At 38.6% G+C, this 17176-nt stretch carries 13 protein-coding genes and 5 tRNA genes; 3 read left to right on the forward strand and 15 right to left on the reverse strand.

The genetic code is table 11. The annotated features are described in order from the left end of the window. The 13 genes from rpoC to VJJ26_05045 all read right to left on the reverse strand — a co-directional run. Positions 1-3509, reverse strand: a 3509-nt coding sequence (gene rpoC / locus VJJ26_04985; protein ID HLC07508.1) for a DNA-directed RNA polymerase subunit beta', incomplete at its 3' end; no start/stop codon positions are given. After that, positions 3502-7824 (reverse strand): DNA-directed RNA polymerase subunit beta, encoded by a 4323-nt coding sequence (gene rpoB / locus VJJ26_04990; protein HLC07509.1) that lies wholly within the window; start codon positions 7822-7824, stop codon positions 3502-3504. The genes rpoB and rpoC, both read right to left, overlap by 8 nt. 200 nt (positions 7825-8024) lie before the next feature. Continuing rightward, positions 8025-8414 (reverse strand): 50S ribosomal protein L7/L12, encoded by a 390-nt coding sequence (gene rplL / locus VJJ26_04995; protein ID HLC07510.1) that lies wholly within the window; start codon positions 8412-8414, stop codon positions 8025-8027. A 72-nt stretch (positions 8415-8486) separates the two neighbouring features. Beyond that, positions 8487-9014, reverse strand: coding sequence for a 50S ribosomal protein L10 (rplJ, locus tag VJJ26_05000; protein HLC07511.1), 528 nt, complete (start codon positions 9012-9014; stop codon positions 8487-8489). A 14-nt stretch (positions 9015-9028) separates the two neighbouring features. After that, on the reverse strand, positions 9029-9727 hold the full coding sequence (gene rplA, locus VJJ26_05005) for a 50S ribosomal protein L1 (protein HLC07512.1): 699 nt from the start codon (positions 9725-9727) through the stop codon (positions 9029-9031). Positions 9728-9743: 16 nt separating this feature from the next. After that, the gene (gene rplK, locus VJJ26_05010; GenBank protein HLC07513.1) at positions 9744-10169 is read right to left on the reverse strand and encodes a 50S ribosomal protein L11; all 426 of its coding nucleotides are present in this window, start codon (positions 10167-10169) and stop codon (positions 9744-9746) included. A 21-nt stretch (positions 10170-10190) separates the two neighbouring features. Then, positions 10191-10709, reverse strand: coding sequence for a transcription termination/antitermination protein NusG (gene nusG, locus VJJ26_05015; GenBank protein HLC07514.1), 519 nt, complete (start codon positions 10707-10709; stop codon positions 10191-10193). Positions 10710-10948: 239 nt separating this feature from the next. After that, positions 10949-11025 (reverse strand) — tRNA-Trp (locus VJJ26_05020). 9 nt (positions 11026-11034) lie between these two features. Then, positions 11035-11193 carry a 50S ribosomal protein L33 gene (gene rpmG / locus VJJ26_05025; GenBank protein ID HLC07515.1) on the reverse strand — a complete coding sequence of 53 codons (159 nt, stop codon included), beginning with the start codon at positions 11191-11193 and terminating at the stop codon, positions 11035-11037. A gap of 42 nt (positions 11194-11235) precedes the next feature. Next, positions 11236-11310 (reverse strand) — tRNA-Thr (locus tag VJJ26_05030). Positions 11311-11423: 113 nt separating this feature from the next. After that, positions 11424-11499 (reverse strand) — tRNA-Thr (locus tag VJJ26_05035). Between the two features lie 12 nt (positions 11500-11511). After that, positions 11512-11587 (reverse strand) — tRNA-Gly (locus VJJ26_05040). A 191-nt stretch (positions 11588-11778) separates the two neighbouring features. Continuing rightward, a tRNA-Tyr gene (locus tag VJJ26_05045) sits at positions 11779-11863 on the reverse strand. 251 nt (positions 11864-12114) lie between these two features. Between VJJ26_05045 and VJJ26_05050 the strand changes: the two genes are divergently transcribed. Further along, on the forward strand, positions 12115-14094 hold the full coding sequence (locus VJJ26_05050; protein ID HLC07516.1) for a hypothetical protein: 1980 nt from the start codon (positions 12115-12117) through the stop codon (positions 14092-14094). A 51-nt stretch (positions 14095-14145) separates the two neighbouring features. Here the strand turns inward: VJJ26_05050 and tsaE are convergent, their stop codons facing one another. Together tsaE and VJJ26_05060 are read right to left on the reverse strand one after the other, a co-directional pair. Continuing rightward, a complete protein-coding gene (gene tsaE, locus VJJ26_05055) occupies positions 14146-14574 on the reverse strand; it encodes a tRNA (adenosine(37)-N6)-threonylcarbamoyltransferase complex ATPase subunit type 1 TsaE (protein ID HLC07517.1) in 429 nt (142 codons plus the stop codon). 232 nt (positions 14575-14806) lie between these two features. Further along, positions 14807-15397: an NYN domain-containing protein gene (locus tag VJJ26_05060; GenBank protein HLC07518.1), complete on the reverse strand. Its 591-nt coding sequence runs from the start codon at positions 15395-15397 to the stop codon at positions 14807-14809. Between the two features lie 191 nt (positions 15398-15588). On the opposite strand from VJJ26_05060, the gene VJJ26_05065 reads away from it, so the two are divergent. Beyond that, positions 15589-16101 carry a hypothetical protein gene (locus VJJ26_05065; protein ID HLC07519.1) on the forward strand — a complete coding sequence of 171 codons (513 nt, stop codon included), beginning with the start codon at positions 15589-15591 and terminating at the stop codon, positions 16099-16101. 77 nt (positions 16102-16178) lie between these two features. Further along, on the forward strand, positions 16179-17030 hold the full coding sequence (locus VJJ26_05070; protein HLC07520.1) for a FoF1 ATP synthase subunit gamma: 852 nt from the start codon (positions 16179-16181) through the stop codon (positions 17028-17030). The last annotated feature ends 146 nt before the right edge of the window (positions 17031-17176 follow it).

Raw genomic sequence — 17176 nt, forward strand, 5'->3', positions numbered from 1 at the left:
CCACGTGGAACCAAGTATTCATGACGATCTGCACTGCTCACCACACTTACTTTTCTAAATCCACGATGTAACCCACCGATAACAACTTCACCATCTACATCAGATAGGATTGCTGCATCTTTTGGACTTCGTGCTTCAAAAAGTTCTGCGATTCGAGGAAGACCACCCGTTGTAATATCTTTCGATTTTGCAACTTCACGAGGCATTTTAACAAGAACGTCACCAATATCAACACGTTGCTTTTCGGTAACGTTGACGTAAGAACCTTCAGGAAGGAAGTATTGTGTTAATTCCTCACCTTTACCATCAACGATACTAATTGCTGGCTGATATTGTTCACCACGTGTTCCCATTACAATGCTTCTTGATTTACCAGTTGCTTCATCAAAACGTTCATGAAGAGTCACGTTCTTTATAAGATCAAGATAGACAACCGTTCCCGCTTTTTCAGTCATAAGAACTTTGTTGTACGCATCCCAATCTGCAAGCTTAGTGCCTTCTTTTACTTCTTGCTTATCTTTTACATAGATTATAGAACCATATTCAAGAACATGTTGTTGTAATTCGCGACCATCCGGAGCAACAATAAGGACACGAGCTTTTCTACTCATAACCACCATTTGTCCCTGTGGATTGATCACTACACGCACACCATGCCACTCAACAGTTCCGTCATATTTTGCGTTAATAAATGGTTGCTCTGTAAGACCACTCGCCAAACCACCAATATGGAATGTTCTCATGGTAAGCTGAGTTCCCGGTTCACCAATTGATTGCGCAGCAATAATACCAACGGTTGTTCCCTCATCAACAAGTCTTCCTTTGGATAAATCATATCCATAGCAAAGTGTACAAACACCACGTTTTGCTTGGCAAGAAAGCACGGAACGAACAAGAACTTTAGATACCGCTGAACTATCAAGTTTTGGTATCAAGTCACGTGTTACCACATCTCCACGATGTAAAAGAAGTTCTCCACTTACAGGATCTTTCAGATCCGCAGCAAGGACACGACCAAATACACGGCGTCCCATTGGATACACGGTATCACCCGCTTCTTTTAAATCAGCAATTTCAAGGTAACCAAGCGTATTACAATCGGCAACAGTCACCACAACATCTTGAGCAACATCAACAAGTCGACGAGTTAAATAACCAGAACTTGCTGTTTTTAACGCCGTATCTGACTGACCCTTACGAGCACCGTTAGTTGAAATGAAGTACTCAAATACGCTTAAGCCTTGTTTAAAGTTTGACTTAACCGGTATTTCAATAATTTCACCAGTCGGTTTTGACATCAGACCACGCATACCAACAAGCTGTTTAACCTGATCTTTTGTACCACGAGCACCGGATTCTAACATCATAAATACAGGACTGAATGGTTTGTTTAACTGATCTTCATTAGCAAATACTTTTTTATCAGCAACATCAAGCTGATTATACATAGTTTGCGCAACAGCTGCTGTTGCATCTCGCCAAATACCAATCACTTTGTTATAGCGCTCACCATTGGTGATAACACCATCCATGTATAATGATTCAATCTTTTCAACTTCTTTTTCAGCTTTATGAACAATGGCATCTTTTTCTACTGGTACAATAAGATCTTCAATAGAAAGTGAAATGCCGGAAATTGTAGCGTAGTAAAAACCAAGATGCTTAATTCTATCCAAGCAAAGCACCGTCGCGTCTTTACCAAATTGATAGTAGACTTGCTCTATCAATTTACCTAAATCACTACGTTTTAATATCTTGTTAATTGATTGGAATGCAAAACCTTGTGGTAACGCTTCGTAAACTAAAACACGTCCAACTGTTGTTTCAACAATTTCGTTATTAAATAAACGTACTTTTATTTGTGCATGAAGATCAACGCTGCTGCATTGGAACGCAGTAACAACTTCAGCAACATTAGAAAATACTATTCCCTCTCCGCGTGATCCTTTACGAATCTTAGTCATAAAGTGAAGACCAAGAACCATATCCTGAGAAGGAACGGTTACTGGACGACCACTTGATGGAGAAAGAATATTGTTTGTTGAAAGAATTAAGCGATCACTTTCCAACTGAGATTTTTTACTCAATGGTAAATGCACCGCCATCTGATCACCATCAAAATCGGCGTTAAATGCAGAACAAACAAGAGGATGAATCTTAATTGCTTTACCATCAACTAAAATGGGATAGAAAGCCTGGATACCAAGACGATGCAATGTTGGAGCACGGTTTAAAAGTACTGGTCTATTTTTTACCACTTCTTCTAAAACATCCCACACTTCTGGTTCTAATTCTTCAACCATACGACGAGCAACACGCATATTGGACGCTAATTCACGTTCAATAAGCCCTGCATAAATATATGGTTTGAAAAGTTCTAGCGCCATAGCTTTTGGAATACCGCACTGATCCATACGTAATTCTGGATCAACAACAATTACAGACCGTCCTGAATAGTCAACACGACGTCCAAGAAGATTTTGTCTGAAACGTCCCTGTTTACCACGAAGCATTTCACTCAAAGATTTTAACGGACGTTTGTTCGAACCACGAACAGCTTGGCCTCTTCTGCCATTATCAATAAGCGCATCAACAGATTCTTGAAGCATACGCTTTTCGTTTTTGATAATGACACCAGGAGCATCAATTTCGATAAGTCTTTGTAAACGAATATTTCTATTCAATACACGACGATATAATTCGTTCAAATCAGAACTTGCAAAGCGACCACCTTCGAGTGGTACTAACGGTCGTAAATCTGGTGGAAGAACTGGTAATACTGTAAGTATCATCCATTCAGGGCTAATCGCGCCATGAATAAGACCAGTTATCACTTTCATCCGACGAGTTATTTTATGACGCACTGCTATAGAAGTTGTGTGTGCATAATCAGAATGAAGTTTTTCAAGTTCAATCTTGAGATCCATAAAACTTAAAACAAGACGAATCGCTTCTGCACCTATTTCTGCAAGAAATTCAGTATCATCAGCGCGTTGCATAATGTAGTTTTCATACTCAGTTGAACTCAACAACGTTTTCACTGGATACGGAGACTTACCTTGTTTAACAACCATATGCATATCGAAATAGATAACTCTTTCTAAATCTTTCACTGGCATATCAAGAATCAATCCAAGATAACTCGGAATACCCTTCAGATACCATATGTGACACACTGGCGCAACAAGTTGAACATGTCCCATTCTTTCACGACGAACGCGTGATTGAATAACCTCAACACCACATTTTTCACACGTAATTCCGCGATGTTTCATACGCTTGTATTTTCCACAATTACACTCCCAGTCCTTTACCGGACCAAAAATGCGCGCACAAAACAATCCATCTCGCTCAGGTTTTAGTGTTCTATAATTGATCGTTTCAATTTTTTTCACTTCACCATACGATAAAGAGCGAATCTTTTTTGGAGAAGCAAGACCGATTTTAATAACATTAAAGCGTGTAACGTTTATATATTCTTTAAAACGTTCTAGCATTTGATTACTCATTAACATTCTCCTTCCCCAACTTGAGTAGATCCACTTGTAAGTTTAAGCTTTGAAGCTCTTTAATAAGCACGTTAAATGATTCTGGAACACCCGGCTCTGGTACATCATCGCCAGCAATAATTGCCTGATATGCTTTATGACGACCAGTTACATCATCGGATTTAACGGTTAACATTTCTTGTAGGGCATACGCTGCTCCATAAGCTTCCATCGCCCATACTTCCATTTCCCCAAGACGCTGACCACCTTGTTGAGCTTTACCGCCTAAAGGTTGCTGTGTTACAAGTGAGTAAGGTCCGACAGAACGAGCATGTAGCTTATCATCAACCATATGGTTTAATTTCATTACATAAATATTGCCAATGGTAACAGGTTGTTGGAAATATTCACCCGTCCTACCATTACGCACCATGAATGATCCTGATGATGGCAGATTAAGATCTTTCAATAATGGTTCTATGTCTTTTTCTAATGTAGCTCCGTCGAACACTGGTGTTTTGAAATGAACACCATCTTCTGCTGTTCTACGTGCAAGCTCCATGACACCTTCTTTTCCATAGTTTGCTTCGTAATCTGCGATAACATCTTTTCCAAAACAATAAATCAGATATTTTTTTACCGCTTCATAACCATCTACTTCTAATAATTTTTGAACCTTGTTACCAAGCTCTTTGCCTGCAAGACCCAAAATTGTTTCTAGGATCTGCCCAACGTTCATACGAGATGGAATACCCAATGGATTTAATACGATATCAACTGGCGTACCATCGTCTAAATACGGCATATCCTCTCGTGGAACAATGGCAGAAACGATACCTTTGTTACCATGACGACCCGCCACTTTATCCCCAACAGAGATGTGACGTTTCATCGCAATATACACTTTAACCATCTTAATAACGCCAGATGGTAAGACATCACCTTTTTTAAAGTGATTAATGCGATCTTCTTTTAAGCCTTCTAAAATGCGAAGCTGATTTTCATAAGAATCTTTCAATCGCTTCAACTCTTCTTGAGCAGACTTATCTTTTAACTTGAGCTTGAAAAGGTCTTCAAGTGTAAAGTCTTTTAATTCTTCTTTGTTAAACTTGCCACTACGAACGCCTTTTTTGACATCCGCCGCTGCCTGTTTGCCATGCGCAATATCGCACGCTTTACCAGTGATCATTTTTTGTAAGAAAACAACATGATGGACATTATTAATTTCTAATTTCTCAATTTGCTTTGCTACTTCTTGCTTATAACGAGCATCTTTTCGCACACCGCTTCTTGAGAATATTTTTACATCAATAACAGTACCTTCTATTCCAGGTGGAACACGCAATGATGTATCTCGTACTTCGCGTGATTTTTCTCCAAAAATCGCACGTAATAATTTTTCTTCAGGAGAATATTGGATATCACCTTTTAAGGTTACCTTACCAACAAGAATATCTCCCGGTTTTACACGAGTACCCACACGAACAATACCATCCTCATCCAAACTTTCCAACGCTGATTCACTCACGTTTGGTAGATCACGCGTAAGTTCTTCTGGTCCAAGTTTAGTATCACGTGCATCGACTATATATTCATCAATATGCACTGACGTAAGTTCGTTATCACTAACAAGACGTTTGCTCAATACAATAGCATCCTCAAAGTTGTAACCGTGCCACAACATAAAGGCTACTGAGAAGTTTTTCCCTAATGCTAACTCACCATCAGAAATGGAAGCTCCGTTCGTTAAAACATCCCCAGCTTTAACAGCTTCACCACATTGCACAATCGGTGCATGATGGATCCATGTGCTATAGCTTGAACGTTGGAATTTTTTCAGATGATAGGTATCAATTCCATGAGTTACCCAATCTTCAGTATTGGCACATTCATCTTCGTCTACTCGAACAATAATTTTGTCCGAAGAAACATACTCAACAACACCGCTTCGTTTAGCCAAGACCAACGCGCCTGATGATTTAACGATTTCTCGCTCCATACCAGTACCGACAATTGGTGCTTTGGTTGTAATGAGCGGAACTGCTTGACGTTGCATGTTTGCACCCATAAGCGCACGAACAGCATCATCATGATCAAGGAATGGTACTAACGCGGCAGAAACAGAAACTAACTGTTTCGGCGATAAATCAATGTAATTAATTTTTTCTGGATCAACATACAACAAGTTGTCGTCATGTCGAGCAAAAATCTTTTCTTTTTTAAGCTGATTTGTTTTTGGATCAATAGCATCTGCCTGAGCAATATAATTACCAGATTCTTCAAAAGCGTCCAAAAAGACTACTTCATTAAGAATCTTGCCATTTTCTACCGGCCTGTATGCTGTTTCAATAAACCCTAAATCATTCACCATTGCATACGTTGCAAGAGAGGAAATCAAACCAACCGTTTGACCTTCTGGTGTTTCAATAGGACAAATTCTTCCATAGTGAGAAGGATGAACATCGCGAATTTCAAATGTTGCGCGATCTTTCAGAACACCGCCTGGCCCGAGCGCAGATAAACGACGCTTATGCGCAAGCTCTGCCATTGGGTTTGTCTGGTCCATAAACTGAGAAAGCTGACCAAGACCAAAGAATTCTCTAATAACTGCACTTAATGGTTTAACATTAAGGAAGTCTTGAGGCATTAATGCACCATGTGCTTCTTGCATTCTAAAACGCTCGCGTACAATACGCTCTATGCGCGTGAAACCAAGATACATTTGGTTATTTAATAGCTCACCAACCAGTCGAACACGACGATTACCCAAATGATCTATATCATCAAGTTCACCTTCTCCGCGTTCTCGTAAGTTAACGAGGTATCGAATAGTTTGAACAATATCATCTTTGGTTAATGCCAATTGCTCTTCTGTTGTTGATAAACTTAATTTTCGATTCATACGAACACGACCAACGCGTGTTAAATCATAAAAACGATTATTAAAGAGCAAGTTAGTTAAACGCTCTCCCACTTCTTTTATTGAAGAGGTGTCACCTGGCCATATTTTTGAATGCAAATCTTTTAATGCAGCATCTTGAGAATGACATTTGTCTTGCGCAAGAGTTAATGCAATAGTCGGTTGCAATGCATAACCATTTGATCTAATCAACTCAAATTGGAGAGTGTCAAATTTTTTCAAAACTTTAAGATGATTTTCAGAGAATAGTTCGCCTTGTTCTATAAGGATTTCACCAGTCTCTGAATCTACAACATCTTTTGCAAAAACGCGGCCAATCAAGCTATCTGATTTAAGCGTTAGTGCTTTAATCCCAGCTTTTTTAAACTTCGGTAGTAAATCTTTTGTTACTCTACGACCAACAAAATCATCCTCATCTTCAGCAGGAACCATCCCTTTTTCAATACGCTGCCCAATAAGATTTTCATCTATTGCACGGAAATATTGATCCTTTTTAAGGGAAATAGTATCAAACTCATAAAAGAGAGGAATAATGTCGTCGCGAGAAAAACCTAATGCTTGCAAGAATGTAGTGACGTATAATTTTTTCTTCTTATCAATACGTACATATAAAATGTCGTTACTATCAGATTCAAAATCAATCCAAGATCCACGCATTGGTATAATACGTGCAAGATAATATGGTCTTCCACGGAAATCTTTTACTTTTTTACTTTGTGAAAAAACCACACCAGGAGATCTATGCAGCTGACTAACAACAACACGATCAACGCCGTTAATCAAGAAAGAACCCAAATTGCCAAGCTTAAATCTTCCTTGTTCTTCAAAAAGATCCGCCATAACCGGCAAATCAACAAAGAAAATATCTTGCTCTTTAATATCGCGAACTATCTTATTGCCTTCAGCATTGGTCGTCCAATTAATCAACTGCACTTTAATTTTTAGAGACATAGAAAATGTTTGACCGCTTGTGCGACATTCGTCTAGAGTAAGCGGCGTATGAACAGTTGTACGTACCAAACAGTTAGAGCACGTAATATAACGTGCAGTTTTTTCCTTACAATACGTACACGTTTGATCTTTTGATAAACGTGAACAATCGGATTTATTACACGATGTACAACGCCACTGGTAACGACTTTCTATACCAGTCAACTTTCCACACGTACAAGTCCACTGCCCTAACTCATAACTAACGTACTCGAGAGAGAGCTTATCTTCATACTCAATAGGAAAAATGTCCCGCAATACTTTTTCAAGTCCAATGAGCTTTCGCTCTTGCGGTAGATAGTCAAGCTGAACAAAATCATTAAACGATGTTGATTGTATTTCAATCAAATTTGGTACAGGAACTACATCCTTTATTTTACCATATTGCTTACGAAGAGTACTCTTGCTTATAAGTGCATTAGACATTAAGACCACTCCTTACTAACGCCAAACATGTGGCCAATCAAATTCCATCCCCCACTACACCAAAAAAAAATCCTTCGACCCGCCTTCGCCAAGGCTTCTGCGGGCAGACGGCGTTTACTGCTGCTGCATCCTCCATAGCTTTACGCTAAAGAGGAAGCCTGATGAAGCATCAGAACAATAGACAAGCCTGCATAACAACGCTATGCAAGCTCTACTTTTGCGCCAACTTCTTCAAGTTTCTTTTTCATCTTTTCTGCATCAGCTTTTGCTACTGATTCAGCGATGACAGCTGGCGTTTCTTCTGTTAATTTTTTAGCATCAGAAAGCGCAAGATTAGGAATAACTTCACGCAATGCTTTAATTACTTTGATCTTCTCAGCGCCTGCATCTTTAAGCGTTACTTTGTATTCGCTTTTTTCTGCTGCTGCTGGAGCTGCTTCTGCAGCTGCCGCCGCTGGAGCTGCTGCTGCCATTGGCATAGCTGCTGAAATACCAAATTTTGATTCAAGAGCTTTAACAAGATCAGCAAGCTCAAGAACTGTCATATTGCCAATTTCATCAATAAATTTTTCGTAAGATTTTGCTGCCATTGCAATCCCTAAACATTTAAAAAATAAATACTAAACAAACACTATCAATTATCATACAAATAAACTTATTAACTATGCTTGTTTTTGCTTTTCAATTTCTTTTAAAGCAACAAGAAGCTTAACCAACATAGAATTAAGTCCACACACTAGCGAGGTCAATGGAGCATTAAGCGTACCACATAGCTGAGCAAGTAGTACTTCTCTTGATGGAAGAGATGCAATACGAGATATTGCCATCTTATCCAAAAACTGCGCATCCACACAACCAACAACAAGACCAAGAGCTTCATTCTTTTTTGAAAAATCACTCAGAGTTTTTGCTACGCCTGAAAGCTCAGCTGCATCATAAGCAAAAACGACACCTAATTGATTTTTACAATGAGAAAGAAGTCCATCGGCGCCATCAATTCCTGCAAGAGCTCGTTTAACAAGCCGCATCTTTGCAATTTTAAGCGCGCCACCTTTTGCTCTCAACTGCCTTCTTAATTGTTGCATTTGTTCAACAGTTAATCCGGAATAGTTAACAAAAAAGGTGCCCCTATTTGCCAAAAAATCTTTATGAAACAACTCAACAACTGATTCTTTTTGTTGCCGATTCATCGCAACCTCTTTACCTATAAGGAACGCACAAATTCATCAGAATTAATCGAAATACCAATGCCCATTGTTGAGGACATGGTCATTTTCTTTAAATACTTGCCTTTAGCGGTCGCAGGTTTTGACGCTACAACTGCCTTAACTAAAGCATCCAAATTATCATGAAGTTTTTGAACATCAAATGAAACTTTACCAATTGAAAAATGAACAATGCCTTGCTTATCATTTCTGAAGAAAGCACGGCCTCTTTTTAAATCAGCAATAATTGATTCTACTTCAAAAGTAACTGTACCTACTTTTTTGTTCGGTAACAATCCACGAGGACCTAGCACTCGTGCAAGCACACCAACTGCTCCCATGACATCCGGTGTCGCCACTGCATAATCAAAATCAAGCCAGCCACCTTGTACTTTTTCAATAAGATCTTCCATGCCTACAAAATCAGCACCTGCTTTTTTTGCTGCATCGGCAAATTCACCTTTTGCAAATACAATAATGACCTTTTCTTTCCCTTTGCTATGAGGCAAAACAACAGAACCTCGAACTGTTTGCTCACCCTTAGCTGGATCTATGCCCAAATTGATAGCCACATCAACAGCCTCATCAAATTTAGCAAAGGAAAGATCTTTAATTTGTTGCAATGCTGCATCTACACCAAGATCACCATTAGGTTTTTTTGATACTGCAGCTTGATATTTCTTTCCATGCTTAGCCATATTATATTTCCCTAGCTCAATCAACAACGTCAATTCCAATACTTCGCGCACTGCCAGCGACAATTTTTTTCGCTTGTTCTATATCTATTGCTGTCAAATCTGGCATTTTAATTTTTGCAATCTCTTCAATATCTCTCCACGAAATTTTTCCTACTTTTTGTTCATGCGGACGAGCAGAACCTTTTGTAAGATTTGCTTTTTTCTTAATGTAGTACGTAGCAGGAGCTGTTTTTACTCTAAACTCAAACGTACGATCCGTGTGTACAGTAATTTCCACTGGCACAGTTTCGCCCTTGCGACCGGCTGTTTGAGCATTAAATGCTTTGCAGAACTCCATAATATTAACTTGGTGTTGACCAAGTGACGATCCTACTGGAGGAGCTGGAGTCGCGCTACCACCCTGAATCTGAAGCTTAATTTTTGCTTTAACTATTTTTGCCATGATAGACAATTACCTCACTGATTATCGCTTAATTTGATGAAAGCCAAGTTCAACTGGGGTCATTCTGCCAAAAATACTAACCATAACCGTTAATTTTTCGTTATTATAGTCTACGCTATCAATAATCCCGACAAATCCAGCAAACGGCCCCTCAACTATATCTACCTCACTACCAAGTGAAAACTCTTCTCGCGTAATCTCAACCGCAACTTCCCCTTTAACTTGAGAAATTATACGGTCTATCTCTTTTTGTGATATTGGCTCAGGATTTTTGCCCCCCAAAAACCTCAAGACACGAATGCTTGCCGTTACAACACGAAGTGACTCGGGAGTCATTTCCATTTCGGCTAAAATGTAACCAGGAAAAAGCTGCTGATCAGCACTGTCATCTACAGTAAACATTTGCTTTGATTTAGCGGAAGGAACAAGAATCTCTCCAAAGAAATCTTGCATGCCTTCTGCCTGAATTCGCTTTTCAATGTCAACTTTAGCTGCTTGCTCATATCCTGCATATACTTGTACCACATACCAGCGCTTCATATAATCTTTGCCCTGTCAAAACTAGTAACCACTATACAATCTAACAACAAAACGCCAGAGCTCAGTAAGCCCTTTATCAACTAAACCTAAGTAAATTGAAAAAAAAGACATGAGCAGTAGAACAACTATCATTGATCCTACAAACTCATTAAATTTAGGCCAAGTAACCTTTGAGAGTTCAAGCTGCACGTCTTTAACAAACTGTGTTACATCTTTTATCATCTTTTTTCTTCTTTCTATGGCAGGCCAGGAGGGACTCGAACCCCCAACCGGCAGATTTGGAGTCTGCTGCTCTACCAAATTGAGCTACTGACCTACAAAAGGCCTATTTTGTTTCTTTATGATCATTGTGTTTGCGACAACGTGAACAATACTTACTCAGTTTCAATGAACCGATAGTTCTTTTTTTTGAAACAACCTGAGTATAGTTACGCTCTTTGCATATTTCGCAAACCAAATGAGTAGTTTTTCTATTTTTTGCCATAATTATAAAGATACTTAAAAGACCTTGAACAAACGATCTATCTGGAGCCCGCGACCGGGATTGAACCGGTGGCCTCTTCCTTACCAAGGAAGTGCTCTGCCTCTGAGCTACGTGGGCGCGAACCGCAATCCTTACGGTTTATTATAGATTAATTAAAAAAACAGAAAAAGACAAACTTTTTGAACACCTATTGTGTATTAGAAATCAGAAACATGATGCTTATTAAAAAATGGAGCCGGCGATCGGATTCGAACCAACGACCTGCTGATTACAAATCAGCTGCTCTACCAACTGAGCTACGCCGGCATTATGCTTTTCTGGAGCGGGAAACGAGGGTCGAACTCGCAACCTACAGCTTGGAAGGCTGTCGCTCTGCCAATTGAGCTATTCCCGCACATTTCAACTTTTTTAGTCTTCTTCCAAATGAAACTACACAATAAGGTTGTGTATAGTCAGTCCTACTACGCTTTAACGAGCTTCGAAGGTCATACTCCTTAAGTCTTTTAATACCCAACTTACGATTCTCTTCAGTCGAGTACCCAATCGAAATATAATGAAGATTGGGTTAAAAGCCTTGGCGAAGTATGGTGGCGAGGGCTGGATTCGAACCAGCGAAGGCATAGCCGATGGATTTACAGTCCACCCCCTTTGGCCGCTCGGGAACCTCGCCGTACCCAAGCATATTCCACAAGCTTGTTCAACTATAATATTGTTTTTCTCAATGGATTTCAACTTAATTTTAACGAAAAATCGATTTTTTTATAAAATTCTTCAAAATTAACTCTTTTTTCTGCTAACTACCCCTCTGCCATAGCTATGAAAAAATAAAAACTGCCTTTGACAAAAGAATAAATTACCACTATAATTAAAATTGAATATTAAATTATTTTCCCTCCATAAATATCCTAAAGGAGTTACCGCATGTTCAAACGCACATCAGTCATATCTATTATTATCTTTGCTAGCTTATTAAATCCTGGCTATGCATTCACTAATGAAATCACCCAAGAAAATTCACTTATCAAACACATTAGCAACAAATACCTTACGTCAACGTTTGGCATAGAAGAACCAACTCCAGCAACTCCCGCGATTAATCCCAATGCCAGTTTTACTGAAAAATTCAAACAGCAAATTGACCCAAAGAAGCAATTACTCACACCACGCGAAGTCCAAGAAGTCGCTTTTAACCTAGTTGCATCTTCTCACAATTTTAAAACAAACATTATTGACAGTTCATGTATTGATAAACTAGAAATTATTGGCGGCGGAGAAAATAGCCAGCACCATCTTTTCGGCAACATTTTCGGTGATATCAATACTGCAGCAGGTAAAGCACACGCCGCATTGACATTCTGTCACCCCACAACTGATACAACGATCTTACACAAACGCCAACAGGCTATCACTTACTTGAACAACAATGAACACACGCTTCAAGAACTAGACCGCATACTTAACCATACCAGTACGGTTGAGAGTAAATCTTCTATGTTCTGGCACACAAAACCTGCCGTTAATCAGGAAATAATTAAGTTTTCCTACTTTGGACAGCAATTTGATATTGCTAATGTATTAAAACAATTTAATACCAATACCATTGCACTAGAGCTAACTAATAGAACTTATGGCCTTTTACAATGTGCATTCGGGACGCTCTATATTCCTATAGTAGCAAACGTTACAATGTATAACTGCGCCAAAGAAAACGGTATTCCTTTTTCTGAAATGAGAAAAATAGTAGCAGATGGACTTAAAGCTGCTCCTCCTGCAGCAAAAGTGGCGTTGATTGTTCCAGTTGCTCTCCAAGGACTTATGGCTTATGGTACTGCAATGGCTCTAAAAAGTTCACAAGAAATGTACTACCATCTTCAAGATATTCTTATTGCTACATCATCGCATGTTAAAGAACTTAAGAAATTGAGCTCTTTAATTAACCAAAACAAAGAACTTTTAACATATCTACCATCGCTTCAACCGTTAGCTGATTTCAATAACACTGCAAAGCATTCTGCTAAACTTAATAAACTCCTTGGCATGCTTGATACCAATACTTTTAAAGGTGAAGCTTCATTCTTCTCTATCACTGGTCGTGTACTTGCCGCATACGAACTTATGAAACAAGTTAAAAATGAGCTTGCTCCTGCTTTTGCAGCAGCTGGTGAACTTGATATGTATGTTGCACTCAGCAAACTCTATAGTTCACGCGAAGATAAAGAAGCGCGTTACTGCATGGTAAACTTTGTTGAAAACAGCACAACGCCAATTATAGATGCACGCAACTTCTGGAACCCTTTCATCAACCCAGATACTGTTGTAGTTAATAATGCAACCTTTGGTTCTTCATGCCCAAACAGCATTCTGACCGGACCAAACACGGGTGGTAAATCAACGGTCATTAAAGCAATTATGCTTAACGTACTTATGGCACAAACATTTGGCATAGCTCCATCAGAAAGCCTTACGTTAACTCCATTCACTCAATTGAACTGCTTTATGAACATCTCCGATGATATTGCAACGGGAGCATCGCTCTTTAAATCAGAAGTAATGCGCGCGAAAAAACTACTCGATATGGTGCAAAGCCTACAATCAAATGAATTCAGCTTTGTTATAATCGATGAAGTATTTACTGGAACATCTCCAAAAGAAGGTGAAATGGCAGCGTTGCGTTTTGCAAAACATTTGGGAACGTATAAGAACAACATCAGCATTATCGCAACGCATTATCCAAAAATGGTTGATCTTGAAACAGAAACTAGTGGCACATACCGCAACCATCATGTTGAAATCTTACGTAACGAAGATGGTTCATTAAACAGAACATTTAAACTTAAAAATGGTCCATCATTCTTTAATGTCGCATCCGACATTCTTGAAGAAGAAGGCTTGTTTATTTAAAACAATCTTCAATAAACAAAAGAGGCTCCATGTTTTAGCATGGAGCCTCTTTTATTTAGACTCTAGCTTTATAATCCGCTTATCAGAATCTTCGTGATAATCAAAAGAAAGATAACAGACATTGTGCGTCAACAACGGCTTAATAACTTCTGGCCACTCGATGAATGACCAACTATTACTTTGGTACAAATATTCATCAAATCCTTGTGATTGGAATTCTTCTACACTTGTGATGCGATACAAATCAAAATGGTAAAAGCGTTCACCCTGATTATTTTCATATTCATTAACATAGGTAAACGTTGGACTGGTAATAGGGCCGGTAACTCCGCAACTGCGCAATAATGCCTTTATTGTTGTTGTTTTGCCTGCACCAAGAGAACCACTGCACGCAAAAATCTGAAAGTCTGCCATTAATTTTTTTAATTCTTGAATTACCGCATCATGCTGTTGCAATGAATACACTATCTCTTTAATCATGATCAATATTCCAAATCCCGCTCGCCCTGAGTACCCTTAACCCCATGTTCCATTTCATTCCACACGGGGACCCCGGCGTAGCGTATCGAAGCTGGGGATAAAGAGGTGTATCGAAGGGTTGTATATAAAAAAATCACCAAAAAAAGCCAATTTAATGATGCACCCTTCGATACTTTTTTGCAAGCAAAAAAACTCAGGGCGAGCGGAGCTAAAGGGTTTTTTTTGGATAATTTCACAACTTATTTAATTTTTTTAATAACGCTCGCTCTTGTTTACTCGTTCGCTCAGATTTCGTCGTTCGATCTTTATTTGCAACAAAGTCTTCACTCTTTACTGTCACAGTCTTACTTGCTTCCATCATCAAATCATCAATACTTTCTGCACTATCATGCATAATCGTAACAGCCTGCTCATGTTTTTGATCTACCGTCGGCAACTGTCTTTCTGACATTTCCTGATTGAGGAGATGGAAAAATGTTGATGAATCAATTGAAGGAATATTCAAGCGTGCTGCATAACGGTTTAATTCAGAATCAGACGATACCAGTAAAAGATCTTTTGCCTTATGAGCATCGATATATTCTTTGATATAATCATCAGCACTTTCATGAATACCAGAATAGACAATCACAACAGTTTTCATGTTTTCTTTAAATGGCCATTCGTGTGGCCCTCCATCAAAAACAATGACTATCTTATGCCCTTTACGACGACCATATCCAGAAAGTTGAGCAATAAACTTTATTCTCTCCTGATCTGTGATCGTTTTTTTATAGGGAGGCACGGCACGTAAAAGATTGTACGCATCCACAACAATAATCATACTTTTCCATGGATAAACACATATTTTGGTAATATTCCCCTTTATCATAAGTATAGCAAATTAACACAGCCCTGTTACAATCAATCGATAAAAAGACTACACACAGCTCCTTTGACAGCCAGTATAAAAAAGCTAAACTAAAAATTGAATTATAAAATATTAATATGTATTAAAAACAAAAGGAATTGACTATGAAAAAATTTTTACTCATTCTTCTGACCCTCACAACACTTCCATTTTCCACATCTTATTGTGAGTGGAATAAAGATGATCGTAACTTAGCAATAGGAGCAGCCACTGTAGCAACAATCGTGGGAGGATTTTTCACTTATCGTTGGTATAATCAGGGTAACCCTGCAACCCCTACTAACAAAAATCCTTCTCAACACATAGTTACTCCCGTAGACCCGCAGCACAATGTAAAACTCCAAAAAAATGAACTCTCTCCTGAGAAACCTCAACCTTTAACGATGGAAGCTAATGCTATTCTTAAACAAGAAGAAGCTCACAACACAAAGGAAGTTGAGTTAAAAGAAAAACTGGAACCAAAAAAAAACTCTGTTAACGAACTGAATGAAGCAACAAGTTCAAAATCTCTTGATATAAAATTTGTGGTTAATTCGGATCTTAAACGGACATTGTGCGATAGCCTGAACAAAGTAGATAAAGTTTTCAGAAAAAATTTAGATATACTCGAAGGTTAAAAATCATTGAAAAATGATCCAACTACAAGTACATTAAATTCATATCGTCGCTTAATCATAAGCAACTATGGAGTCTCATGTCTAAACTTATTCAAATGCGTAATCGTATTCAAACCATCGAAACAATAAAAAAAGTCACTGATGTGATGCGTATTATTTCAATGTCAGCTCATTCACGGCTCAAAACAAAACAAGAACCGCTGAGCGAATATTTGAATACTCTCAAAACACTCCTTACAAAAGTACAACGTGCTACTCCATCGTGGTCACATGCTCAACTTATGCCAACAGGATCAGACAAAAATCCTCTTATTATTATTATCGGATCTCAAAAAGGTCTCTGCGGTGGATTTAACACACAATTATCAAAAATTTTGAATGAATACCTATCCCAAAATCCATCTACCCATTATCATTTTAGCGCCGTTGGAAAAAAACCTATTGATTACTTAATAAACAGCTATCCTGAAGAATTAATTTGTTCTTTCCCAACGTTAACTTCTCGCAATTTTTTAACAATTGCACAAGAATTAACCGACCTTATTATGACGGCCACACCGGCGTATACATCAGTTACTATCATAAGTAATACATTCAAAAATTTCTTTGTACAAAAAGCTACAATTACCCAGCTTATTCCTTTTGACCCAACACACATATCTGCTACAATAACATTCCCGATAGAAGAGTATATCTGGGATGAAGCGCCACGCGATATTTTACATACTTTAGCAGTACAGTATATTGAAGCTCAATTTCAGCATTTGCTTTTTCAATCATTACTTTCTGAACATGCTGCACGCTTTATCTCTATGGACAATTCAACACGCAATGCGAATACTCTGCTCAACACAACAAAGTTGGAATACAACAAAGTTCGTCAGGCAAAGATTACCACTGAAATTACCGAATTGACTGGAAACTTTTAAAACCCGAAAAGTTCTAAAATGAAGTGCGACTCCAACCCATGTATAATAATGGGTACTAACAAACAGGAGTCGCCTCATGGAAGAAAAGTATACCCATTTTACAGGGAAAGATCGAGAGAGTCTGTATATTTGGAAACAGGAGGGGG

Source organism: Candidatus Babeliales bacterium (assembly GCA_035288105.1).
GTDB lineage: Bacteria > Babelota > Babeliae > Babelales > Vermiphilaceae > SOIL31.